Genomic DNA, 21,877 nt, shown 5'->3' with positions numbered 1-21,877 from the left:
GCGGTGACCAAACTGGACCACGAAGCCATTCATGTTGGGCGAGGTGTACATGATCATGTCGCTGGTACGCGCCCCGGCCAGCCCGGCACCGAACTGACTAAGGCCGGCCGAGTAGTTGGCAGCGCCGCGGCCCCCGGGGCATGGTGGGCACGCGCGGCTTCGGCAACGGCCAGCAGCGTTGGCAGCGGCAACACCGGGATGCCGCCCGGGCGCGCGGCCACCGCCAACCCCTGCACCACGGCGCAGGCGGTGCGCAAACCGGTGAACGAACCCGGCCCGCACCCAAACACGATGCCGTCCAGGTCCGCCACCGACCAGCCGACCCGCTCGAGCAGTCCGAGCGCAACGGGCAGCAGGGTGCGCGAGGCCTGCGCGCCTGCCTCGCCTTCGTGCCACGCCAGCGGCTCGGGCGCGCCGGCTGCGCCCACGGCCACGCTCAGGGTGGTGGTGCTGGTGTCCAGCGCCAGCCAGCGGTGCAGGCCAGGGTGCGGAGGCAGCGGGGCAGCGGTGTCAGGCATGGACGCGATTATCCCCAGTGCCGGCCGCGGCCCGAACGCTCACGCAACGCGCTGCCGCCCCGGCACCGCTTGCTAGACTAGCACCACCAGCGCCGGTGGCCGCGACCGGCGCGCGCACCGTCCGAGGAGGAGCCATGTCCACCCCGCCTTTACCCGAACCGCACGCCCACCCCGTGCCGACCCTGCGCGAGCGCTGGCCGATGATGACGCTGTACGAGCGCTTCGAGCAAATCGTCGCCCTCGTACTGTCGGCCGTGATCGCGGTCATCGTCGTCACCTCGATGGTGCAGCTCATCCGCGTGGTGTTCACGCTGCTGGTGATCGACGCCTTCAACCCGCTGGATCATGCGATCTTTCAGACCGTCTTTGGCATGATCATGACGGTGCTGATTGCGATGGAGTTCAAGCACTCCATCGTGCGCGTGGTCATGGGCCACGACAGCATCGTGCAGGTCAAGACGGTGGTGTTGATTGCGCTGCTGGCGCTGTCGCGCAAGTTCGTCATCCTGGACCCGGAGACCTCGCCCGCCAAGGTGGCGGCGCTGTCCGGGGCGGTGCTGGCGCTGGGCATTGTGTATTGGTTGATGCGCGAGCGCGATCAGCGCGCGCTGGATGCCGAGCGCGCGGCAGCGGCCGCCCAACGGCACGCGGGAGGGCACCATGCGTCCTGACCCTTGGCCCACGGTTGCCGCCCGCCGCGGCGACCCCGTCGTGCGCCGGCTGGTGTGGCTGGCGCTGCTCGTGGCGCTGCTGATGGTGCTGTGGCGCGCGCTGCCGGCGCTGGAGCGCTGGCTGGCGCCGGCGCCGACGGCACCTGCCGCCGAGCGCACCGTCACCCCGCGCGGCGATCTGGCCGCCGACGAGCAGGCCACCATCGAGCTGTTCGAAAAGGCGCGCGACTCGGTGGTGTTCATCTCCACCGCCCAGGTGGTGCGCGACGCCTGGACGCGCAACGTCTGGGAGGTGCCGCGCGGCAATGGCTCCGGCTTCATCTGGGATGATGCCGGCCACGTGGTCACCAATTTCCACGTCATCGAGGGTGCGTCGTCGGCGACGGTGCGCTTGGCCGACGGGCGCGACTACCGCGCCGCCCTGGTGGGGGCGTCGCCCGCGCACGACATTGCGGTGTTGCGCATCGGCGTGGGCTTCAAGCGCCCGCCGCCGGTGCCCATCGGCACCAGCCACGACCTCAAGGTGGGGCAAAAGGTGTTTGCCATCGGCAACCCCTTTGGGCTGGACTGGACGCTGACCACCGGCATCGTCTCGGCGCTGGACCGCACGCTCGACGGCGGCGCGGGCAAGCCGCCGATCCAGCACCTCATCCAAACCGACGCGGCGATCAACCCCGGCAACTCCGGCGGGCCGCTGCTGGATTCGGCCGGCCGCCTCATCGGCATCAACACCGCCATCTACAGCCCCTCGGGGGCGTCGGCGGGCATCGGGTTTGCCGTGCCGGTGGACACGGTCCGGCGCGTGGTGCCCCAGCTCATCGAGCGCGGCCGCTACGTGCGCCCGGCGCTGGGCATCGAGGTGGATGAAACGCTCAACCAGCGCCTGGCCCAGGCCACCGGGGTAGCCGGGGTGTACGTGCTGCGCGTGCAACCGGGGGGCGCGGCCGACAAGGCCGGCTTGCAGGCGGTGCGCCTGGGGCCGCAGGGGCTGGAGCCGGGGGACGTCATCACCGCGGTGCAAGGCCAGCCCGTGGAGAGCGTGGCGCAGTTGCTGGCGCGCCTGGACGATTTTCAGGTTGGCGACACGGTGCGCCTGCGCGTGCGCCGCGGGGAGGCTTCGCGCGAGCTCGACCTCACCCTGCAGCCGGGGGTGTGAGGGGCGCCCCATGGCCAGCGCGACCCTGCGTGCGAGCGTCAGCCGCGCCTGGCGCTTGATCGCGCTGCTGGCGCTGGGCGCCAGCGCCACCGTGGGGCGTGCCAACCCGGCCCTGCCGCCGCCCGTGCAACAGGCGTTGGCGCGCGCGGGGGTGCCCGCGACGGCGTTGGCGGTGGTCGTGGCCGACGCCGCCCCGGGCGGGCTGGTGCACCTGGCGCACCGGGCCGACGTGCCGGTCAACCCCGCGTCGGTGATGAAGTTGGTGACCACGACGGCGGCGTTGGACCTGTTGGGCCCCGCCTACACCTGGCGCACCGGCGTCTACACCGATGGGCCGGTGCGCGACGGCGTGCTGGCCGGTTCGCTGTACCTGCGTGGCGACGGCGACCCCAAACTGGTGACCGAGCGGTTGTGGCTGCTGTTGCGGCGCGTGCAGGGGCTGGGCATACGCCACGTGGCGGGCGACATCGTGCTCGACCGCAGCGCCTTTGCGCTGCCGGCGCACGACCCGGGCGCTTTCGACGGCGAGCCGTTGCGGCCGTACAACGCCGCCCCGGATGCGCTGTTGATCCATTTCCGCGTCCAGGTGCTGATCTTCGTGCCCGATGAGGCCGCGGGCGTGGCCCGGGTGGCGCTGGAGCCACCGCTGGCCGAGGTGACCGTGCCCGAGACCGTGCCGTTGGCCGATGGCCCCTGCCACGACTGGCGCGCCGCCTTGCAGGCCGATTGGTCCGACCCCCGGCGGCCCCGCCTGGCGGGGCGCTACCCCACCGCGTGCGGCGAGCGCACCTGGCCGCTGGCCCACCCGGAGCCCGAGCGGCTGGCCGCGCGTGCCGTGGCCGGCCTGTGGGCGCAGCTGGGCGGCAGCGTGGGCGGGCGCGTGCGCGACGGCACAGTGCCGCCGGGGCTGGCCCCGCGCCTGCTGTTCGAGTCCGTGCCGCTGGCGGAGGTGGTGCGCGATGTCAACAAGTTCAGCAACAACGTCATGGCGCAGCAGCTGTTCCTGACGCTGGCGCGGGCCAACCCCGGACCCTACGACGGGGCGGGCAACGGCGCGGCGGTGGCGACCTTCGACGCCGCGCGCGCCGCGGTGCGCGCCTGGTGGGCGGCGCGCTTGGGGCCCGATGTCGCGCCGCCCGCGATCGACAATGGCGCGGGCCTCAGCCGCGACGCGCGCATCACCGCCGCCGCGCTGGCGCGGCTGCTGCAATGGGCCTACGCCAGCCCGTGGATGCCCGAGCTGATGGCGTCGCTGCCGTTGGCGGGGGTCGATGGCACGCTGCGCCGCAGCCCCATGGGGCGGGGCGTGGCGCACCTCAAAACCGGCAGCCTGGCCGATGTGCAGGCGCTGGCGGGCTACGTGCATGGTCCGCAGGGGCGCCGGCGTGTGCTCGTGGCCATCGTCAACCACCCGCAGGCACGCGCCGCCCGCCCGGCGCTCGATGCCTTGGTGCAGTGGGCCGCCGCGCTGCCGTGAACCGCGCGGCGTGCGTTTACGGTTCGATTTCGATGCGGCCCGGCCCGTTGGCGACCGTGATTTCGAGCACGCGCTGAACGGCGATGACCATTTCGGCGGCGAGTTCGCGCCAATCCTGCGCGCCGTGGGGGCGTCGGCCGTGCACGCCGATGCTGATCGAGGTCGCGGCCACGGCGGCGGCTGGGGCATCGGCCGCGCCTTCCGGGGGTACGGCGCCGGCCAGTTGGCGCAGGTCGCTGGCCAGCACCAGGGCGCTGGGCACGTCGGCATCGGGCAGCAGCAGCAAGAATTGCCCCGGCCCCCAGTGCGTCAGCATCTCGTGCGTGCGCAGGCGCGGCAACAGCCGGTGCGCCAGGTCGAGGTCGGCGCGCTGCTGCGCGTCGTGGCGGGCGCTGGGTTGGTCCACGACGATCCACAGCAAGGTGACTGTCAGACCACGCCGCTCGGCCAGCGACAGCGCGCGCGGCAGCTGGTCCAGCGCCGCCGCCCGGTTGGGCAGGCGGGTGTCGCCCTCGCGCAGCGGCACGTCGGCCCTAGGCTGCTGGCGGGACCGGCGTGCCCACCAGGCACCAAGGGCAAACCCCGCGCCCCCCGCGAGCGCGAGCGTCACGATCCAAGCGAGGAGGGGCGGCGACATGCCCCGTATCGTAGCCGGTCGGTGCGCGCCGCCGCACCAGCGCTCAGGCTGCCGCGCCGATGGTCAGGCTGACCTCGCCCACGCCCGCCACGCGGCCGAGCAGGCGGTCGCCGGGCTGCACCGGGCCCACGCCTTCCGGTGTGCCGGTGTAGATGACGTCGCCCGGTTGCAGGTGGTAGAACTGCGACAAATCGGCGATGAGCTCGCGCAGGCTCCAGATCAGCTGGCTTAGGTCGGCGCGCTGGCGCACCGTGCCGTTGACCTCCAGGACGATCTCCCCCTGCTCCAAGACCGTGCCCGGCAGCGGCCGCACCGCGCCACAGACGGCGGAGCCCTCCACGTCCTTGCCCAGGCACCAGGGGTGGCCTTTGTCGCGCAGGCGCAGTTGCACGTCGCGCCGGGTCATGTCCAGCCCGGCGGCGTAGCCATAGATCAGCCCGTGCGCCCGTTCGGCGGGCACGCGAAAGCCGCCCTGCCCGAGCACCGCCACCAGCTCCATCTCGTAGTGAAAGTTGTGCGTCTCGGGCGGGTAGGGCAGCACCTGGCCGCTGTCGAGCAGGTGCACGGGCGATTTGGTGAAGTAAAACGGCCGCGCGCTCGCTTTGTCGATGGTCACGCCCATCTCCTGCGCGTGCGCGTGGTAATTGCGGCCGACGAAGAACAGCCGGTGCACCGGCAAACGGGCGTCGCTGCCCTGCACGGCCAGCGACGCGGGGGCGGGTGGGGTCCAGAGGTAGGTGGTCATGGGTCGGAGGTCAAAAGCGGTGGTCGTTATTGTCCGCCGCGGGCGAGGGCGTCGAGTTCGGGGCGCGCCGGGTCGGGGCGCACCTCGTACAGCCCCAGCTTGCGGTGCAGCGGGCTTTCGTCGGCCAGGAAGATGAAGGCCGGTTCGCTGCGCGAACGGTTGATCAACATCACCGGCGTGTAGCCGGGGATGGCGCAGGTGTCGGCCGTGTCCAGCGCATGGGCGCTTTCGGCGTGCGCGGCCCCGGGCGCTGCCTGCACTTCGACGTTGCAGCCGCCTTCGATCACGTGCAGCACAAGGGCGGGCGAGCGCGCCGGCAGCGCCAGCGTTTGCCCCGGGCGCAGCATCAGGGCGTGAAAGCCCAGAATCTGTTCGGCGTCCGCGCCGCTTTCCGGGTTGAGGTAGCTCACCTGCACCGCCGGCAGCGCGGGCTGATCGGTCGCCAGCGCCAGCAGCGCCGCCCGCACGTCCCGCCAGGGGTAGCGCAGCAGGGGGTAGCGCGCGGCGTGCCCCGTGGGCGCCTCGAACAGCGGACGCGGGCTGATGCCGGCGCGCACGTGCGAGCGCTCGCCGTGCCGCTCGTGCGGCGTCTGGCGGGTGCCGGCCTCGTGGTAGCTGGCCTCCAGGTAGTACACCAGCGGCAGGTCCAGCACGTCCAGCCACACCACGGGGTCGGTGCCGTCGTGGCCGTGTTCGTGCCACAGACCGGTGGGGGTCAGGATCAGGTCGCCGCGCTCCATCGGGCAGCGCTCGCCCTCGACGGTGGTCCAGGCCCCGGTGCCTTCGACCACCATGCGCACCGCGTTGGGCGTGTGGCGGTGGCTGGGCGCCCACTCACCCGGCAGCAGCAGCTGCATGCCCAGGTAGATGGCGGCGCTGGCCTGCATCGCCTCCAGCCCATGGCCGGGGTTGGCCAACACCAGCACGCGGCGTTCGGCCTTTTCGATGGGGGTCAGCTCACCGGCGCGCAGCAGCAATGGGCGGATGTCGCGATAGGCCCAATGCGTGGGGCGGGTGCGCTGGGCGGGCCGCTGCGGCGGCAGCAGCGCACGCAGGCTGGGCCACAGCGGCACCAGGTTGTGCGCGCGCAGCGCCTGCCGGTAATCGGCGGGCAGCTCGTCCAGGGTTCCCAGGTCGTGCATGGCAAGGCTCCTCGTCGCAGGGCGTCAGTGGGGGGTGGCCAGGCAGGTGTCCACGGTCCAGCCGTAGAGCCATTCCAGCGCATCGTAAAAACGCTCGGGCGTGCGCCCGCGCCAGAGGTCGTTGCGCACCAGCCGCTCCACCCCCTTGGCGTGGTAGAGGCGCCCCATTTCCCGGCTGGAGAGCACGATGCGAGCCGTGCGCGCCACGCGCGAGCGTTGATACAGGTCCAGCGCGCGCGTCCAGTCGCCGCCGTGCACGCGCAGGGCCTCGCCCAGGGTGACGGCGTCTTCCATCGCCATGCAGGCACCCTGGGCCATGTATTGCGTGGTCGGGTGCGCCGCGTCGCCCAGCAGCGTCACCCGGCCAAAGCTCCAGCGCTCAATGGGGTCACGGTCGGCCGTGGCCCACCGCTTCCAGCTCTTGGGCAGGTCGATGAGCCGGCGCGGCAGCGGGTGGATGTCTTGGAAATAGCTTTGCACCTCCTCCTTGCTGCCCTCGGTGACGCCCCACTCCTCCGGTTGGCGGCTGTGAAAGGTGACGACCACGTTGTACTGCGCGCCGCCGCGCAGCGGGTAGTGCACCAGGTGGCAATGCGGCCCTGCCCACAGGCCGGCGGCGTTCCACTTGAGCTCATCGGGGAACTCGGCCGCCTCCACCACCGCGCGGTAGACCACATGGCCCGTGACGCGCGCCGGGTCGCCGACGAACTGCGCGCGCACCACCGAGCGCACGCCGTCGGCGCCAATGAGCGCCTGGCCGCGCCACTGGCGGCCATGCTGGTCCTGCGCGGTCACGCCCGCCCCGTCCTGCGCCACATGGACGATGCGCGTATCGGTGTGAAAGCTCACGCGGTCGCTGGCCTGCACCCCTTCCAGCAGCGAGGTGTGCACGTCCACCCGGTGGATGACCGCGTAGGGGTTGCCAAAACGCGCCCGGAAGGCCTCCCCCGTGGGCACCCGCCCCACCAGCGAGGCGTCCACCGCATCGTGCATGACCAGCTCGTCGATGTAGACCGCCCGCGCGCGGGCGCGCTCGCCCACGCCCAGCGCGTCCAGCGCCGAAAACGCATTGGGCCCGAGCTGGATGCCCGCGCCGATTTCCCCCATCTGCGCCGCCTGCTCAAAGACCTGCACGCGGTAGCCGAGCCGGGCCAGCGCCAGCGCCGCGGCCAGGCCGCCAATGCCGCCGCCCACCACCAAGACGGGGGTGTCTGTCGAGGATAGGTGCATGGTTCGAGACTCCTGGGCGGGCTCCACAACGGGGCCCGGCAAATGATCAGTATGCTGACGATTAGTGTAGCCACAAAACCACGCCCTGCCCCTAGGGTTTACCCCAGGGTTACCGGAAGGCTGTGCCAAACCGGGACAATCGCGGCATGGCCCTGTCTACGGTCGACCTCAATGCCCAGCCCGGTCATGTGATTCGCCGCCTGCACCAGATCGCGGTCGGCATTTTTTTGCAGGAGACGGCGGCGCACGGCATCACGCCTGTGCAGTACGCGGCCCTGCAGGCGGTGCACAACCAGCCCGGCCTTGACCAGCGCACGCTGGCCCGCTGCATCGCCCTGGACACCTCCACCACCGCCGGGGTGGTGGAGCGGCTGCAAGCGCGCGGCTGGCTGCACCGCACCCCGGACCCGGCCGACCGCCGGGTGCGCCGCCTGCAGCTCACGCCGCAGGGGCAGGCGCTGCTGCAGGCGGTGGTGCCGGCCATGCAGCGCGCGCAGGTGCGCATCCTGCAGCCGCTCAACGACGCCGAGCGTGCGCAGTTCATGCACCTGCTGCAGCGCCTGGTGCAGGAGAACAACGCGCTGAGCCGCGCCCCGGCGGGCGCGTCCCCGCAGCCCGACTGAACCGGCGCCCGTGCCAGGCCGTGGCGTGGCCTGCGCCGCGCGCGCCCGTCGATGCGACAATGCGGGGCATGAGCACCCCCGACGTCAACGAGCTGATGACCACCCTGGGCCGCCAGGCGCGCGCGGCGGCCTTCGAGATGGCGCGCGCTAGCGCCGCGGCCAAAAATGCCGCTTTGCGCGCGCTGGCGGCGCGCTTGCGCGCGCAGACCGATGCGCTGCAGCAGGCCAACGCCGAGGACGTGGCGCGCGCACAGCAGGCGGGCTTGAGCGCCCCCATGGTCGACCGGCTGCGCCTGACGCCCAAAGTCATCGAAACCTGCGCCCAGGGTTGCGAGCAGCTGGCCGCCATGCCCGACATCATCGGCGAGATCATCGGCTTGCAGCAGCAGCCCAGCGGCATTCGCGTGGGCCAAATGCGCGTGCCGATCGGCGTCTTTGGCATGATTTACGAGAGCCGCCCCAACGTCACCATCGAGGCGGCCAGCTTATCGATCAAAAGCGGCAACGCCTGCATCCTGCGCGGCGGCTCCGAGGCCATCGCCTCCAACCGTGCGCTGGCGGCCCTGGTGCAGCAGGCGCTGGCCGAAGCCGGCTTGCCGCGCGAGGCGGTGCAGCTCGTCCCCACCACCGACCGCGAGGCGGTGGGCCGCCTCATCGCCATGCCCGAGTACGTCGACGTCATCATCCCGCGCGGCGGCAAGGGGCTGATCGAGCGCATCAGCCGCGAAGCCAAGGTGCCCGTCATCAAGCACCTGGATGGCAACTGCCACACCTATGTGGACGACCCGTGCGATCTGGAGCTGGCGGTGCGCGTCACCGACAACGCCAAGACACAAAAATACAGCCCATGCAACGCCACCGAGAGCCTGCTCGTGGCGCGCGGCGTGGCCGCGGCGTTTTTGCCGCGCATCGGCGCGGTGTTTGCCGCCAAGGGGGTGGAGATGCGCTGCTGCCCCGAGGCCCAGGCGCTGCTGGCCGCGGTGCCCGGCGCCACGGTGCGGCCGGCCACCGAAGCCGACTGGAGCGAGGAGTACCTCGCCCCCATCATCAGCATCAAGGTGGTGGCGGGGCTGGAAGAGGCCATCGCCTGGATCAACCGCTATGGCAGCCACCACACCGACGCCATCCTGACCACCGACCACCGGCACGCGCAGCGCTTTTTGCGCGAGGTGGACTCCAGCAGCGTCATGGTCAACACCAGCACGCGCTTTGCCGATGGCTTCGAATACGGGCTGGGCGCGGAAATCGGCATTTCCACCGACAAGTTCCATGCCCGTGGGCCCGTGGGCGTGGCCGGGTTGACCTCACTCAAGTACGTGGTGCTGGGCGAAGGCGAGGTGCGCAGCTAAGCTGCTGCTCACGCCCCGCGCTTGAACACCGCCAACAACGCCCCCGCCGCCACGAACAGCGAGCCGAACACCCGGTTGAGCGCCCGCATGTGCGCGGGCGACTTGAGCGAGGCCAGCAGCCGCGCCGCCAGCGCCGTGTAGCCGCCCATGACCACCAGGTCGGTAAAGCCCAGCGTCAGGCCCACGATCACGTACTGCATCAACAGCGGCGCGCTGGGGTCCAGAAACTGCGGCACCACCGCCAGCAAAAACACCGTGCCTTTGGGGTTGACCGCATTGACCATCCAGCCGCGCAAGATGGCGTCGCGCGCGCGCAGCCGCGGCACCCCGGCCCCCGGCGCGGCCAGTGGGCGGGCCGGCGCGCGCCACTGCTGGATGCCAAGCCACACCAGGTAGGCCACCCCGGCCCATTTGACCACCAGGAACGCGGTGCCCGACGCGGCCACCAGCGCGCCCAGTCCCGCCCCGACCACCACCAGCTGCGTCCAAATGCCGGCCACCAGGCCGATCGTGGTCAGGTAGCCGCGCCGAAAGCCGTGGTTGAGCCCGGCGCTCATCGCCGCCACCGCGCCGGCGCCCGGCGACAGGCTGATGGCCCAGGATGCGGCAAAGAGCGCCAGCCAAGTGGACAGTTCCATGATGCGGTGGGGAGGTGTGGAGCCAACCCGGTATTGTGCCCGCGGTAGGGGGCCCGCAACCGGGCCGCCGCCCGGGGATAATGCGCCCATGGCCAAACAGCAACGCGTCGTCGTGGGACTCTCCGGTGGGGTGGACTCCGCCGTCAGCGCCTGGCTGCTCAAGCAGCAGGGCTACGAGGTCGTCGGCATCTTCATGAAGAACTGGGAGGATGACGACGACAGCGAATACTGCTCCAGCCGGCAGGACTGGCTCGACGCCGCCAGTGTCGCCGATGTCATCGGCATCGACGTCGAGCACGTCAACTTCGCAGCCGAATACAAGGACCGCGTCTTCGCCGAATTTTTGCGCGAACACGAGGCCGGGCGCACCCCGAATCCGGACATCCTGTGCAACGCCGAAATCAAGTTCAAGGCCTTCCTCGACCACGCCATGCGGCTGGGGGCCGACAAGATCGCCACGGGCCACTACGCGCGCGTGCGCTTCAACCCCGCCACCGGCCGGCACGAGCTGCTCAAGGGGCGCGACCCGGGCAAGGACCAAAGCTACTTTTTGCACCGGCTCAACCAGGCGCAGCTGAGCAAGACGCTGTTCCCCGTGGGCGAGCTGCACAAGACCGAGGTGCGGCGCATCGCCGCCCAGATTGGCCTGCCCAACGCCAAAAAGAAGGACTCCACCGGGATCTGCTTCATCGGCGAGCGGCCGTTTCGCGCCTTTTTGCAGCGCTACCTTCACGGCACGCCCGGCCCGATCGTGGATGAACACGGGCGCGAAATCGGCCGCCATGTGGGCCTGAGCTTCTACACCTTGGGTCAGCGCCAGGGCCTGGGCATCGGCGGCATCAAAGGGGGCGATGCGGGGCGCGCAGCCGGCGAGCACGCGCCGTGGTTCGTCGCCCGCAAGGACCCGGCGCACAACGCCCTGTGGGTGGTGCAAGGACACGACCACCCCTGGCTGCTGTCGCCCCAGCTGTGGGCCGAGGACGTGAGCTGGATTGCCGGCGTGCCGCCCGCTCCTGGGCGCTACGCCGCCAAGACGCGCTACCGCCAGTCCGACGCCGCGTGCACGCTGGCGCTGACACCGCAGGGCTTTGCGCTGCGGTTCGATGCGCCGCAGTGGGCCGTCACGCCGGGCCAAAGCGCCGTGCTGTACGACGGCGAGGTCTGCCTGGGCGGCGGGGTGATCCACAGCGCCACCGCCACCGAGCGGCCGTTGCCGGCGCTGGCGGCTTGGCCTGCGGCCCGCAATGCTTATCGGCGGCAGATTCGCCGGTCTGGCCATGTGGCCAGTGCCGCCGACACCGCGTGAGCTTTACAAGCCGCGGACGGCTTCGATCCCGGTCGCCGGAAAATCGGTGAAAACCCCGTCGACACCGAGACGCATGTAGTATTGCATTTCGCCTTTGGGGTCGCTGAAACCGTATCCGCTGGCATCGTTTCGGAATGTCCAGGTGTGGACAAAAAGTCCTTTGGCGTGGGCGGCTTCAATGACCCCTGTGCTGCCGTCGACGCGGCGATCGTTGATCGTAATTTTGCCGTCACGATTGCGATCCACCCCGTCGGCCACAGTGCGTACCAAGTATGGTTTCCAAGGGCCTACGCCATCCGCATAGGTTTTGATGAAGGCCAAACCCTCGGGTTTGAGCAAATCGGCAAAAGTTCGTGGGTCGCCCTTTACCACAAAGTCATAAGGCTTGTGATAAGGGGCGGACAACTTGAGGCTTCCGTCATCGTTGACGTCGTCGGCATCGATGAGTTGCACGAGTTTTATTTGAGTCTTTCCCCGGAGATACTGCAGATTGCTAACCTCGAAAGACTGAATAAAGACCGGGGCCGATTTGCTGTTGCCGTAGGCATTGTGCAGTATGGAGAGCAATTTGTTCTCGAAGACATTTGTCCCAAACCCAGCCTCTTGCGCATGAAATGTGGAGTGCTTCAGCTCGGGATAAATGCAGATCGAGCGTCCACGGCGGGCACCTTCTTGTTTGGCAAGTGCAATGATTTCTTCGATTGTTGGAATCTCGTAAAGACCGTTAAATTGTTGAGGTCGTGCAGCCCTTGGTTGTTTGGCTCGCAGCGTTTTGATTTCGGCCAGAGTGAAGTCGCTTGCGAAATAAGCCGTGACCGAAACGCCATCGAGATTCATCGTCCTCTGGCGAGAGGCTGGAAATTTTTGTGCCACATCCGTTGTGTCATCCAGCATTGGCTCATGGCGAGCGATCAAGTGGCCATCCTTGGTCATGACAAGGTCAGGCTCAATGCAATGGGCACCTTGCTCGATCGCGCGGGCGTAGCTTTCCAGCGTATGTTCCGGTAACTCTCCAGAGGCGCCGCGGTGGCCGATCACGATCGGCGCCTTTCCATCCAGCGTTCGGTAGAGGGGCTCGTCGCCCCCTCCACACGCACTCACTCCAATGGCCACGGCGACCGCTCCCAGCCAGCAGCGCCCCAAAATCGCATTCTTCATATTCCCTCCTACTGTTGCGGTTGGCTTTTGCGTCATGGTTCGTCCCTCACGCGAGCTGACCATGATGGAGGGCGCGTGTGACGGCAGTTTGACGAACGCCTCCTACGCCAGTGGGCGCAAGTGTCAGGGTGCACGAACGTGTCGCTTTCCGGACGTTCATCACGGTCAAGCCCCTGCCAGTGCGGCGCACCACCGACTTCGAGAAGCTCGACGCCAGGTTCAGCAAGTTTGGCGGGTAAGCCCCATCAGTCATTGGGCAGCCTTACGCCGTCCTTGGTGATGACGGTCTGGTTCGAGTACTCGCTGCGCGCGGGGCGGCTGATGCTGCCCTTGGCCTTGACGTAGTCGACGAAGCTCTGCGTGTAGAGCAGGTAGGTGTTGACGTACTTGCCAGCCTTGTAGAGGGTGGCCAGGGTGGCGTAGCCGTCTCCGCCGGCGGCGACGAAGTCGTTGGTGGCGAGCACGTAGGTGCGCGCGGGGTCGATGGCGCTCCAAGCGCCGGTGGCCTTGTTGCGCACCTGCACGTTGGACAGGCGCTGGCCCTTCGGGCGGCTCATGTCCACGTCCCAGCGCAGGCCGGCGGCGTAGGGATAGGGGCCGGTGCTGCCACCATCGACCACCGCCGAGATGCCGTCTTCGAGCGCGGCGACGACCTGCGCGCCGGTGAGCTCGAACTCGACGATCACGTTGTTGAATGGCAGCAGCGTGAACGCGGTATTCATCGTCACCGGCCCGGCCGGCACCGAGATGCGCACGCCGCCTGCGTTTTGCAGCGCGAAATCGGCACGCTTGGCCTGGTAGAGGAAAGCCTCGGCCACGACCTGCGAGATGTCGCTGCCGCGCGCCAGGGTGTTGGCCTGCTCGCAGGATGCGATGCCGCCAGCGCGGTTGTCCTTGGTGTCGCCGGGCACGCGCACCAGGCAAAGGTCTTGCGTGGCGCTACCGATGACCTGGGCCTTGGCCTCGGTCACCTTGCCCTTGTAGCCGTCGAGCACCTGGGTGGCGCCGGCATCGGGCGCGACGACCTTGACGGCGCTTTGCCCCGCCAGCCTGGCCGTGAGCGCCGCGCGTTCGGCGTCAGCCAGCGCGGCCCAGGTCTTGCCGTCGCTGCCCAGGCGCAGGTAGTTGTCGCCGATCACCAGGCTGGCCTGGCCGCCGCACGCGGTGACGCGGCCACGGTCGTCGAACTTGACGTTCATCAGCCCGAAGGCCTTGGCGTATTCCCAGGCCTGACCGATGCAGACCGTGTCGCCGTCCTTGTTCTTCACCACCGTGGGGTAGGCGCCGGCGCTCTCGACGCCCTGGGCCTTGAAGTCGCCGAGCAGCGTGTGCGAGTCACCGCCGATGATCACGTCCACGTCGGTGAGCTGGGCGGCCAGTGCCTTGTCCTTGTCGTAGCCGAGGTGGCTGAGCAGCACCACATGGCGCACGCCCAGGGCGCGCACCTCGTCGATGGCTTTCTGCGTGGCGGCCACCGGCTCCAGGAACTGGGTGCTCTCCAGCGGGCGCGAGGACTGTTTGGTCTTCTGGTCGGTGGCCACGCCGACGATAGCCACGTCCACGCCGTCGACCTTCTTGATCGTGTAGGGCCTGAAGGCGGGCTTGTCGGCCGTGGGCAGCAGCGGCGTGCCGACCTTGGGCACGATATTGGCCGAGATGACCGCCGTGGGCGTGGGGCAGCCACCCTTGGTAAGCATGTCGATGAAGGCGGCCGCGCTGGCGTCGCCGTCGTCGAACTCGTGGTTGCCCAGGGTAACGGCGTCGAAGCAGATGGTGTTCATCATCTTCGCGTCAGCCTCGCCCTTGAAGAAGGTGTAGTACAGCGAGCCCGTGATGGCATCACCTGCGTGCAGCTTGAGCAGGTTGGGCTTGCTTGCGGCCTCTTTAAACAGAGCCGTTTGCCGCGCGAAGCCGCCGATCTCGACCCGCGTGTCCACCCCGTCTAGCTTGAGTTGGAAGTTTGGGATGGCTTCGAGGTTGGAGTGGTGGTCGTTGATGTGCGCGATGTTGAGCTCGATGGGCTTGAAGTCCGGGTCATCGCTGCCACCGCAGGCGGCAAGGTTAAGCCCGACAGCGCAGGCAAGGGCCAGGCTTGCGAGACGATGTGCTTGTGGGGCAAAGGCGTTCGATGCAGGCACGATAGCTTCTCCGACAGGCGGCTAATTCCTGCGCAGAGTGTGCGAACCGAAGATGACAACCCTGTGAATGATCTGGCCCGAGCACGTGAGATAGCCCCATCGGTTCGTAACGGTACGGCTTGGTCGCTTCACTCATCGCATGTCACCCAATGCGCCACCGGCTGCAGCAAAAACGTTTCCAGCGCGATGCCATCGCCGCCCACCAGCAGGCTGCGCTGAGGCTGGAACGCTTGCGCAAAGGCCGCCGTGCCCGGGTGCGCCTGCGGCGCGCGCCCGCTTTGGACCTCGATTCCACCAGCCGACCCGCAAAACTCGCGGTCCGCGCGCGCCTCCTGCACGCTTTAGCCGCTGGCCGCCGTCATCAACGCGGTATTGAGCACCTGCAACTTGGGGCTGGAGCCGCGGCTGCGCGCCACGTCCCCGGCCTACTTGGGCAGGCCGCACACCAGGCCCGCTCCCGCCAGCAGTTGCAGATAGTGCGCCAGCGTGGTGGTGTTGCCGGCGTCCCGCAGCTGCCCCAGCATCTTGGTGTAGGACAGCACCTGCCCGGAATAGCGGCAGGCCAGCTCGAACAGCCGCCACAGCAGCGCCGGCTTGTCCACGCGCGTGAGCAGCAGCACGTCGCGCGCGATGGCGGTCTCGACCAGGCTGTCCAGGATGTAGCGCGACCAGCGCGCCGGCTCGGCGATCAGCGGCGCGGCCCCCGGAAACCCGCCGTAGAACACGAACTCGTCCAGCCCCCAACCGAAAGCCGAGCGCGTCTCCGCGGGCGACCAGTGGGATACGGCAATCGTCTCGAACCGCCCGGCCAGACTCTCCGTCAAACCCTGGGCAATCAAAAGCGGCGCGGCCCAGCCACCACCTGGATGAAGCGGCGCGGCTCCTTCAGACGCGCGGTCAACACCGCCACCTGCGGCAGCTGGAAGGGCGGGGTTTCGCTGCTCATGACATTGAGTATTTTTACTCAATACCGTGAGCAGGGCCAGTCAGGCCCGTTTCTTGAAGCTCAGCAGCCGGTCGCGGTAGTGAGCGCACTGGCACTGCCGTGCCTGGATCTCGGCCGGCAGGCCGCGGTGAGGTTGTTCACCAGGGCCTCGAACTTGTCGAGGATGGCGACGACGCGGGCTTGTTTTTTAAGGGGCGGTATGGCGATTTTTGTCCGTCAAGGATTTTCGTTGTCTAGCCGTTGGATTGTTCCGCCGTCAGTGGTCCATTCAACGACTTGATACCAATGTGTCCTCGTAGAGGCTGCATGACATAAGGGCGCCTGGAACACCTACAAAGGTTCCGATTGTCTAGAAGGGAATGTCGTCGTCCATGTCCTCGAAGCCGCTGGCCGCGGGCGCAGCGGCTTGCGGGGCCGGGCGGCTGGCAGGCGCGGGCGCGCGGGCGGGGGCCGGCGCTGCTGCGCGTGGGGCATAGCCGCCTTCATCCGACGGGCTGCCCATGCCCTCGCGCGCGCCCAGCAGCTGCAGCTCGGTGGCGATGATGTCCACCGTGTTGCGCTCGACGCCGTCCTGTCCGGTGTATTTGCCGTACTTCAGGCGGCCCTCGACATAGACCGGGCGGCCTTTTTTCAGGTACTCGCCGGCGATTTCGGCCAAACGGTCGTAGAAGGTCACACGGTGCCACTGCGTGTTCTCGACCACTTCGCCGGAGTTGCGGTCCTTGCGCCGGCTGGAGGTGGCGATGCTGACGCTGGCCACGGGCTGGCCCGAGGGCAGGTAGCGGATTTCGGGGTCGCGGCCGCAGTTGCCGACCAGGATGACTTTGTTGACCGATGCCATGGGGACTCCTCGTGTGTGTGGGCAGGGGTAAACGGGTCTGGACGATTGTGCCCGAAACCGGCGCCGCGGCACCGTGCCACAATGCCCCATCACCATGAAAGAGCACGAACACGAGCGCGACCCCGACGTTCTGGCCAATCTGCAGCACGAACTGTCCGACCTGCGCGGCTGGATCGACCGCGCGGTGGTGTTGGCGTATGCCGTGCTCGCGGGTCTGGCGGTGGTGGGCTTTACGCTGCTGTCGGAGTGGGCGTTCGAGCATTTTCAGCGCGGCTACGCCGCCGCCCCCTGGCTGGTGCTGGTGTGGACCCCGGCGTTGACCGCGGCGATCGTCTGGATGACGCGCCGCTGGGTGCCAGGGGCGGCGGGCTCGGGCATTCCGCAGGTGATGGCGGCGCTCGCGCCGGGTCTGCCGCCAGCGGCGCGGGGCCGGCTGGTGTCGCTGCGGCTGTCGGTGGGCAAAACGCTGTTGGGGGCGCTGGGCCTGCTGGCCGGGCTGTCGCTGGGGCGCGAGGGACCGTCGGTGCAGGTGGCCGCAGGTGTCATGCACAACGCGCGCCATTGGCTGCGCCGCGGCCAGGGGCTCAATGAACACGCGCTGCTGGTGGCGGGCGGTGCGGCGGGCATTGCGGCGGCGTTCAATGCGCCGCTGGCCGGCGTGGTGTTTGCCATCGAGGAGCTGTCGCGCAAGCTGGACGCACGCAACAGCGGCCTGATCATCGCTGCCATCGTGCTCGCGGGCTTGATGGGGGTGTCGGCTTTTGGCAACTACACCTACTTTGGCGCGATACGCGTGCCGGGGCTGGATGCGTCGGCCCTGCTGCCGGGCCTGCTGGTGGCCGTGTCCTGTGGCGTGGCGGGCGGGGTGTTTGCGCGGCTGCTGATCGCGTCGCTGACCGGGTCCCCTGACCGCATCAGCCGCTGGCGTCAGCGCCGCCCGGTGGCGTTTGCGGCGCTGGGTGGCTTGGCGGTGGCCGTGATCGGGCTGGCCAGCGGCGGGGCCACCTTTGGCGCTGGCGCGCAGGAGGTGCGCCGCATGCTGGCGGGCGAGTCGGACGTCATGCAGCTCTACGCCTTGCTCAAATTCGTGGCAACCTGGATCACCACCTGGTGCGGGGTACCGGGGGGGATTTTTGCGCCCGCGCTGTCGATCGGTGCCGGCATTGGGCACGACATTGCGCAACTGACCGCGGGCAGCGCCAGCAGTGCCTTGACCCCGGTGTTGATTGCGATGGGGATGGCCGGTTTTTTGGCGGCGGTCACACAAGCCCCGTTGACCGCGTTCATCATCGTGATGGAGATGATCGATGGGCGGGCGTTGGTGCTCACGCTCATGGCGTCGGCCATGGTGGCCAGCCTCGTGTCGCGCCTGATCAGCCGGCCGCTGTACGCGGTGCTGGCGCACCACCTGCTGCGCGGGGCGGTGGCCACCCCCGCGCCTTGCGCGCCAGATGCCCGACCTCCAGCGCCGGCAGCGGCTACGCCGAGCGTGGCAGCGGCTGCGGGGCCGGCGCCGGCACCCGCAGCGTCCACGTCAGGGCCAACCACAGCAGACACAGCGCCGCGCTGAGGCCAAAGACGCCAGCCGTGCCGGCCTGGCGCATGACCCAGCCGCCCAGCGCCCCGCCTGCAAACAAGCCCAGCGACTGCAGCGTGTTGTACACCCCCAGCGCGGCACCGCGCGCGTGCGCGGGGGCCAGGCGCGACACCAGGCTGGGCTGGCTGGCCTCCAGCGTGTTGAAGCCCAGGAAAAACAGCACCAGCCATGCCCCCAGGGCCAGCACGCCCTGGTGCTGCGCACCGGCCCAGCCCAGCCCAAGCTGGGCCAGCAGCAGCAGCGCCACCGCCGCACGCAGCACCGCGGCCAGATGGCCGCGTCGCTCGAGCCGGAACAACACCCCCCCCATCACCGCGAACGAGGCCAGCAGCGCGGGCAGGTAGATCTGCCAGTGGGCCGCCTTGGGCAGGCCCGCAGCCACCAACAGGCCGGGCACGGCAACCCACATGGCCATCTGCACGGCGTGCAGGGCGAACACGCCAAAGTCCAGCCGCAGCAAATCGGCGTGGCGCAACGCGTCTGCCAGGCTGGCGCGCACGGGCTGGGGTTGCCGGGGGGGCTCCGGCGGCACCACCCAGACCACGGCCGCCATGCCCGCGAGCGTGAGCGCCCCGGTGAGCCAGAACAGCCCCGACAGGCCGATCAACGCCGCCAGCAGCGGCGCCGCCAGCAGCGACAGCGCAAACATGGCCGCGATGCTGATGCCCACCAGCGCCATGGCTTTGGTGCGCACCGTCTCGCGCGTGAGGTCGGCCAGCAGCGCCGTGACCGCCGCCGACACCGCGCCCGCCCCTGCAATGCCCGCCCCAGGGTCAAGGCCGCGAGGCTGTCGGCCAGCGCCGCCAGCGCGCTGCCGGTGGCAAAGACCGCCAGCCCCGCGAGGATGACGCGTTTGCGGCCCCAGCGGTCCGACGCCAGCCCGAACGGGATTTGCAGCAGCGCTTGCGCAAGCCCATAGATGCCCATGGCCAACCCGACACGGGCGGGATCGTCGCCACCGGGCAGGCGCGCGGCTTCGAGCGCAAACACCGGCAACACCAAAAACAGGCCCAACATGCGCAGCGCAAACACGCCGGCCAGCGCCAGGCTGGCGCGTCGCTCGGCGGCGGACATGCGGTGAGGGTCGTCGGAGGGGGCGTCGGTGGCCAAGAGCGCAGACATGAACACGCAAAAAAACCGCGCCCGATGGCGGGGTCAACGCCCCGGCCATCGGCACGGACGCGATTGTGCCGCAAGCGCGGATCAGTCGTGCTGCGCCTGGCCCAATTGGTGCCCGGCTTTGAGGGCGCTGCGGTAAGCGCCGCAGCCGAGCACCAGGCCGTTGTCCAGCGGCACCACGTACGAGGATTTGGCGCGCACCTGCCCCGTGACCGGGTTGACGATGTTGTACTCCACCCAGCCGCCGCCCTGGTTGACGCGGTGGCGCACATCGGCCAAAAAGGCCTCCGCGTCGATGCCGGGTGCTTCGCGCACGTTGGTGCCGACCTTGGCGCGGTCCAAGCCCATGACGCGGTATGTCCCAGCGTCGTCGAGCACGAACAGGTACAGGTCACGGTCGACGAAGGGGCCGTTTTTGTCGTGGAAGTCCTCGGCGGCGCGTTCGTAGCCCACGGCGCGGATGTGCGCGAGCGCCTTTTGCACCAGTTCGTGGGCTTCATCCGCCGTGCCCTGGCGCAGTTTCATGTGGTGCACGGCTTCGTCGAGGTCGCGCGTGCGCTCCATGAGCCGGTTGGCGCGGTGCGTGGTGCGCTCCACCATGGCCGAGTTTTCGTAGGTGACTTTGTCGAGGTCGCCCACGGCGGCGACCACCTCGGCCAGCGCGGTGCTTTGCTGGCGGCTGGCGTCGGCCATCTCGCCGATGCGCGCGTCAATGTCGCGGATGCCGCGCACCAGCGCATCCATGGCCTCGTTGACCGAGCGGATTTCGGTGACCGTGCCCTGCACGCGCTCGGCCGACTCGGCGATGAGTTGGCGCACTTCGTTGGCCGCCTCCTGGCTGCGCTGGGCCAGGCGCCGCACCTCGGCGGCCACCACGGCAAAGCCGCGCCCCGCCTCGCCGGCGCGCGCGGCCTCCACGGCGGCGTTGAGCGCCAGGATGTTGGTCTGAAAGGCGATGCCGTCGATGGTGCCGATGATCTCGGTCATGCGCTGCGAGGTGGCCTGCAGCGACCCCAGGCCGCCGACGGTGTGCTGCATCAGCTCGCTGGCGCGCTCGGTTTCGCGGTTCAGGTCCCCGGTCAGGCGGCGGATGGTTTCGGCGTTGTCGGCGTTGGTCTGCACGGTTTCGGCGACCGCGCGCACGTTGCTGGTGGCTTGCTCGAGGCTGGCGGCCTGCGATTGCGTGCGGTCGGCCAGTTGTTGGCTGTCTTGCACCAGTTGCAGGCCGACGTGGCCCAGCACGGCGGCGGCGCTGCGCACGTCCGCCACCAACTCCGACAGGTGCTGCAGCATGTTGCGCATGCGCTGGCTCATGTCGGCCATCTCGTCGGTGCCGGGCAGCACGGCGTCGCTGGTGAGGTCACCCTCGGCGGCGTTGTCGATGGCCTGGTTGAGATGCCGCAGCCCACCCACGGTGGCACGGTAGAACGCGACCATACCATAGCCGAGCAACAGCAGCACGACGACGCAGCCTGCGCCGACGAAGGCAATCTCGCGCTGGATGGCGGCGGCGCGCTGCTCCCAGGCTTGGGCCAGTGTGTCGGCCAGTTCGGTCTCCAGCGCCACTTGCGCGTCGATCGCCCGGCTGGCCAGGGCGTAGAAGTCGCCCGTCCCCACCGTCATGGCCGCGGTTTTGAGGTGGGCGGCGGTGCTTTGGATCAGCTCGTCGGTGGTGATCCGAAAGGCGCTCCAGCCCTTGGGCACGGGGGCGCCGCGGCGCTGCAGCGACTCCACCCGCTCGTGCATGGCGGGCAGCAGCGCCGCAATCTGGTCCGTGGCGCCCGCTTGGCGCACCATGTTGGAGATGATGATCGCATCCGTCATCGCGTCCGGGTGGGCCAGCATGGCGCTGGCGCGGCCGCGCAGTTGGCTGGTGAGCTCGCGCACCGGCGGCACGCCTTCGAAGGCGATCTGGGCCCGGTGCGTCTGCGCCGCCTCCGCATCGAGCAAGGCGCCGGACGCATCGCCGACCCAGGTGCTCAGGCGTTGCAGGCGCTGCAGCTGTAGGGTGGCATCGGCGTGGCGTGCCGAGGGTGTGGCCTTGCCATCGTTGAACAGGGCCTGCAGCGCCTCGCGCACGGGGTTCCACAGGCCGGCGGTGTTCCAATCCGGATGGGCCTGCAACAGGGTGTTGGCCTCACCCAGGGCCGCGGCCGCCCGCTGGCGCGCCGGCTCGACCTGGGGCCGCACCGCCGCCAGGCCGCCGTCCGCGGCGTCGGCCGCGTCGCGCCAGTCCTGCACCGCATGGGCCAGCGTCTGCACCGCGCGCATGACGCGCAGGCCATCCTGGGCGCTGCGGGTCGTCTGCAGCGCGCGCAGATTGTCGGCAACGAGCAGCCAGGCGACGATCAACAGGGGGATGGCGACCACCGCCGCCAAGCCCAGCATCTTGACGGGCATGGAAACCCGCTGCAGCACGGCCACGGCCGGGTAAAACACATCTTTTCGCATAGGCCTAACAGGCCGTTGAAAAATCCCTCGCCACCCCCCGCGTCGGGCGGTACGATCTGAGGCCAACCGAGAACAACGCAGACGAGCACGATGAGAGGCAGTCAAGACTTCCAGGGGGCGATGTTCAGCTACATC

At 69.3% G+C, this 21,877-nt stretch carries 19 protein-coding genes and 1 pseudogene; 7 read left to right on the top strand and 13 right to left on the bottom strand.

Annotated elements, in window-relative coordinates; all coding sequences use genetic code 11:
- Nucleotides 1-53: 53 nt before the first annotated feature.
- Nucleotides 54-518 (bottom strand): tRNA (adenosine(37)-N6)-threonylcarbamoyltransferase complex dimerization subunit type 1 TsaB, encoded by a 465-nt coding sequence (gene tsaB / locus Tther_RS10330; protein WP_143903581.1) that lies wholly within the window; start codon nt 516-518, stop codon nt 54-56.
- A 134-nt stretch (nt 519-652) separates the two neighbouring features.
- Here tsaB and Tther_RS10325 point away from each other — a divergent pair, with 134 nt between their 5' ends.
- From Tther_RS10325 to dacB, 3 genes are read left to right on the top strand one after another with little or no spacing between them, the layout of a single operon-like run.
- On the top strand, nt 653-1,189 hold the full coding sequence (locus Tther_RS10325; RefSeq protein ID WP_143903579.1) for a phosphate-starvation-inducible PsiE family protein: 537 nt from the start codon (nt 653-655) through the stop codon (nt 1,187-1,189).
- Nucleotides 1,179-2,345 carry a S1C family serine protease gene (locus tag Tther_RS10320; RefSeq protein WP_342781772.1) on the top strand — a complete coding sequence of 389 codons (1,167 nt, stop codon included), beginning with the start codon at nt 1,179-1,181 and terminating at the stop codon, nt 2,343-2,345. Before Tther_RS10325 ends, Tther_RS10320 begins: the two co-directional genes overlap by 11 nt.
- Nucleotides 2,346-2,355: 10 nt before the next feature.
- Nucleotides 2,356-3,822, top strand: coding sequence for a D-alanyl-D-alanine carboxypeptidase/D-alanyl-D-alanine endopeptidase (gene dacB / locus Tther_RS10315; protein WP_143903577.1), 1,467 nt, complete (start codon nt 2,356-2,358; stop codon nt 3,820-3,822).
- A 16-nt stretch (nt 3,823-3,838) separates the two neighbouring features.
- Here dacB and Tther_RS10310 read toward each other — a convergent pair whose 3' ends face one another.
- From Tther_RS10310 to Tther_RS10295, 4 genes are read right to left on the bottom strand one after another with little or no spacing between them, the layout of a single operon-like run.
- Nucleotides 3,839-4,459 carry a nucleotidyl cyclase domain-containing protein gene (locus Tther_RS10310; protein ID WP_143903575.1) on the bottom strand — a complete coding sequence of 207 codons (621 nt, stop codon included), beginning with the start codon at nt 4,457-4,459 and terminating at the stop codon, nt 3,839-3,841.
- Nucleotides 4,460-4,502: 43 nt separating this feature from the next.
- Complete coding sequence (locus Tther_RS10305) at nt 4,503-5,204, bottom strand: fumarylacetoacetate hydrolase family protein (protein WP_143903573.1); 702 nt, start codon at nt 5,202-5,204, stop codon at nt 4,503-4,505.
- 26 nt (nt 5,205-5,230) lie between these two features.
- Entirely contained in the window at nt 5,231-6,346 is a 1,116-nt protein-coding gene (locus Tther_RS10300) for a cupin domain-containing protein (RefSeq protein WP_143903571.1), read from the bottom strand.
- Between the two features lie 24 nt (nt 6,347-6,370).
- Complete coding sequence (locus Tther_RS10295) at nt 6,371-7,576, bottom strand: 3-hydroxybenzoate 6-monooxygenase (RefSeq protein WP_143903569.1); 1,206 nt, start codon at nt 7,574-7,576, stop codon at nt 6,371-6,373.
- A 146-nt stretch (nt 7,577-7,722) separates the two neighbouring features.
- Here Tther_RS10295 and Tther_RS10290 point away from each other — a divergent pair, with 146 nt between their 5' ends.
- Nucleotides 7,723-8,199 carry a MarR family winged helix-turn-helix transcriptional regulator gene (locus tag Tther_RS10290; RefSeq protein WP_143903567.1) on the top strand — a complete coding sequence of 159 codons (477 nt, stop codon included), beginning with the start codon at nt 7,723-7,725 and terminating at the stop codon, nt 8,197-8,199.
- Nucleotides 8,200-8,267: 68 nt separating this feature from the next.
- Nucleotides 8,268-9,548, top strand: a complete 1,281-nt coding sequence (locus Tther_RS10285) for a glutamate-5-semialdehyde dehydrogenase (RefSeq protein ID WP_143903565.1) — start codon at nt 8,268-8,270, stop codon at nt 9,546-9,548.
- An 8-nt stretch (nt 9,549-9,556) separates the two neighbouring features.
- On the opposite strand, the gene Tther_RS10280 is transcribed toward Tther_RS10285, so the two are convergent.
- Nucleotides 9,557-10,186, bottom strand: a complete 630-nt coding sequence (locus tag Tther_RS10280) for a LysE family transporter (RefSeq protein ID WP_143903563.1) — start codon at nt 10,184-10,186, stop codon at nt 9,557-9,559.
- Between the two features lie 88 nt (nt 10,187-10,274).
- Here Tther_RS10280 and mnmA point away from each other — a divergent pair, with 88 nt between their 5' ends.
- Nucleotides 10,275-11,492 carry a tRNA 2-thiouridine(34) synthase MnmA gene (mnmA, locus tag Tther_RS10275; RefSeq protein WP_143903561.1) on the top strand — a complete coding sequence of 406 codons (1,218 nt, stop codon included), beginning with the start codon at nt 10,275-10,277 and terminating at the stop codon, nt 11,490-11,492.
- A gap of 3 nt (nt 11,493-11,495) precedes the next feature.
- Here mnmA and Tther_RS10270 read toward each other — a convergent pair whose 3' ends face one another.
- The 5 genes from Tther_RS10270 to ssb form a co-directional block, all read right to left on the bottom strand.
- A complete protein-coding gene (locus Tther_RS10270) occupies nt 11,496-12,650 on the bottom strand; it encodes a glycerophosphodiester phosphodiesterase (protein ID WP_143903583.1) in 1,155 nt (384 codons plus the stop codon).
- A gap of 245 nt (nt 12,651-12,895) precedes the next feature.
- Nucleotides 12,896-14,788, bottom strand: coding sequence for a bifunctional metallophosphatase/5'-nucleotidase (locus Tther_RS10265; RefSeq protein WP_246099001.1), 1,893 nt, complete (start codon nt 14,786-14,788; stop codon nt 12,896-12,898).
- Between the two features lie 128 nt (nt 14,789-14,916).
- A complete protein-coding gene (locus Tther_RS10260) occupies nt 14,917-15,126 on the bottom strand; it encodes a hypothetical protein (RefSeq protein WP_143903557.1) in 210 nt (69 codons plus the stop codon).
- A gap of 87 nt (nt 15,127-15,213) precedes the next feature.
- Nucleotides 15,214-15,612: an ATP-binding protein gene (locus tag Tther_RS10255; RefSeq protein WP_143903555.1), complete on the bottom strand. Its 399-nt coding sequence runs from the start codon at nt 15,610-15,612 to the stop codon at nt 15,214-15,216.
- A 471-nt stretch (nt 15,613-16,083) separates the two neighbouring features.
- Nucleotides 16,084-16,575: a single-stranded DNA-binding protein gene (ssb, locus tag Tther_RS10250; protein WP_143903553.1), complete on the bottom strand. Its 492-nt coding sequence runs from the start codon at nt 16,573-16,575 to the stop codon at nt 16,084-16,086.
- Between the two features lie 94 nt (nt 16,576-16,669).
- Between ssb and Tther_RS10245 the strand changes: the two genes are divergently transcribed.
- Nucleotides 16,670-18,145, top strand: a complete 1,476-nt coding sequence (locus tag Tther_RS10245; protein WP_143903551.1) for a chloride channel protein — start codon at nt 16,670-16,672, stop codon at nt 18,143-18,145.
- On the opposite strand, the pseudogene Tther_RS10240 reads toward Tther_RS10245, so the two are convergent.
- Nucleotides 18,054-19,246: pseudogene (locus Tther_RS10240) on the bottom strand (MFS transporter). The gene Tther_RS10245 and the pseudogene Tther_RS10240 overlap by 92 nt on opposite strands.
- Before the next feature lie 129 nt (nt 19,247-19,375).
- Nucleotides 19,376-21,742 (bottom strand): methyl-accepting chemotaxis protein, encoded by a 2,367-nt coding sequence (locus tag Tther_RS10235; protein WP_143903549.1) that lies wholly within the window; start codon nt 21,740-21,742, stop codon nt 19,376-19,378.
- Nucleotides 21,743-21,877: the final 135 nt, after the last annotated feature.

This window comes from Tepidimonas thermarum, assembly GCF_007556705.1.
Taxonomy (GTDB): Bacteria; Pseudomonadota; Gammaproteobacteria; order Burkholderiales; family Burkholderiaceae_C; genus Tepidimonas; species Tepidimonas thermarum.
The sequence above is the reverse complement of the archived record's forward strand: the minus strand, read 5'-3'. Positions and strand labels throughout refer to the sequence as shown.

What these genes read in the sequence shown, in the direction of transcription:
- tsaB (WP_143903581.1), bottom strand. Translation starts at nt 518, where the DNA reads ATGCCTGACACCGCTGCCCCGCTGCCTCCGCACCCTGGCCTGCACCGC.
- Tther_RS10325 (WP_143903579.1), top strand. Translation starts at nt 653, where the DNA reads ATGTCCACCCCGCCTTTACCCGAACCGCACGCCCACCCCGTGCCGACC.
- Tther_RS10320 (WP_342781772.1), top strand. Translation starts at nt 1,179, where the DNA reads ATGCGTCCTGACCCTTGGCCCACGGTTGCCGCCCGCCGCGGCGACCCC.
- dacB (WP_143903577.1), top strand. Translation starts at nt 2,356, where the DNA reads ATGGCCAGCGCGACCCTGCGTGCGAGCGTCAGCCGCGCCTGGCGCTTG.
- Tther_RS10310 (WP_143903575.1), bottom strand. Translation starts at nt 4,459, where the DNA reads ATGTCGCCGCCCCTCCTCGCTTGGATCGTGACGCTCGCGCTCGCGGGG.
- Tther_RS10305 (WP_143903573.1), bottom strand. Translation starts at nt 5,204, where the DNA reads ATGACCACCTACCTCTGGACCCCACCCGCCCCCGCGTCGCTGGCCGTG.
- Tther_RS10300 (WP_143903571.1), bottom strand. Translation starts at nt 6,346, where the DNA reads ATGCACGACCTGGGAACCCTGGACGAGCTGCCCGCCGATTACCGGCAG.
- Tther_RS10295 (WP_143903569.1), bottom strand. Translation starts at nt 7,576, where the DNA reads ATGCACCTATCCTCGACAGACACCCCCGTCTTGGTGGTGGGCGGCGGC.
- Tther_RS10290 (WP_143903567.1), top strand. Translation starts at nt 7,723, where the DNA reads ATGGCCCTGTCTACGGTCGACCTCAATGCCCAGCCCGGTCATGTGATT.
- Tther_RS10285 (WP_143903565.1), top strand. Translation starts at nt 8,268, where the DNA reads ATGAGCACCCCCGACGTCAACGAGCTGATGACCACCCTGGGCCGCCAG.
- Tther_RS10280 (WP_143903563.1), bottom strand. Translation starts at nt 10,186, where the DNA reads ATGGAACTGTCCACTTGGCTGGCGCTCTTTGCCGCATCCTGGGCCATC.
- mnmA (WP_143903561.1), top strand. Translation starts at nt 10,275, where the DNA reads ATGGCCAAACAGCAACGCGTCGTCGTGGGACTCTCCGGTGGGGTGGAC.
- Tther_RS10270 (WP_143903583.1), bottom strand. Translation starts at nt 12,650, where the DNA reads ATGAAGAATGCGATTTTGGGGCGCTGCTGGCTGGGAGCGGTCGCCGTG.
- ssb (WP_143903553.1), bottom strand. Translation starts at nt 16,575, where the DNA reads ATGGCATCGGTCAACAAAGTCATCCTGGTCGGCAACTGCGGCCGCGAC.
- Tther_RS10245 (WP_143903551.1), top strand. Translation starts at nt 16,670, where the DNA reads ATGAAAGAGCACGAACACGAGCGCGACCCCGACGTTCTGGCCAATCTG.
- Tther_RS10235 (WP_143903549.1), bottom strand. Translation starts at nt 21,742, where the DNA reads ATGCGAAAAGATGTGTTTTACCCGGCCGTGGCCGTGCTGCAGCGGGTT.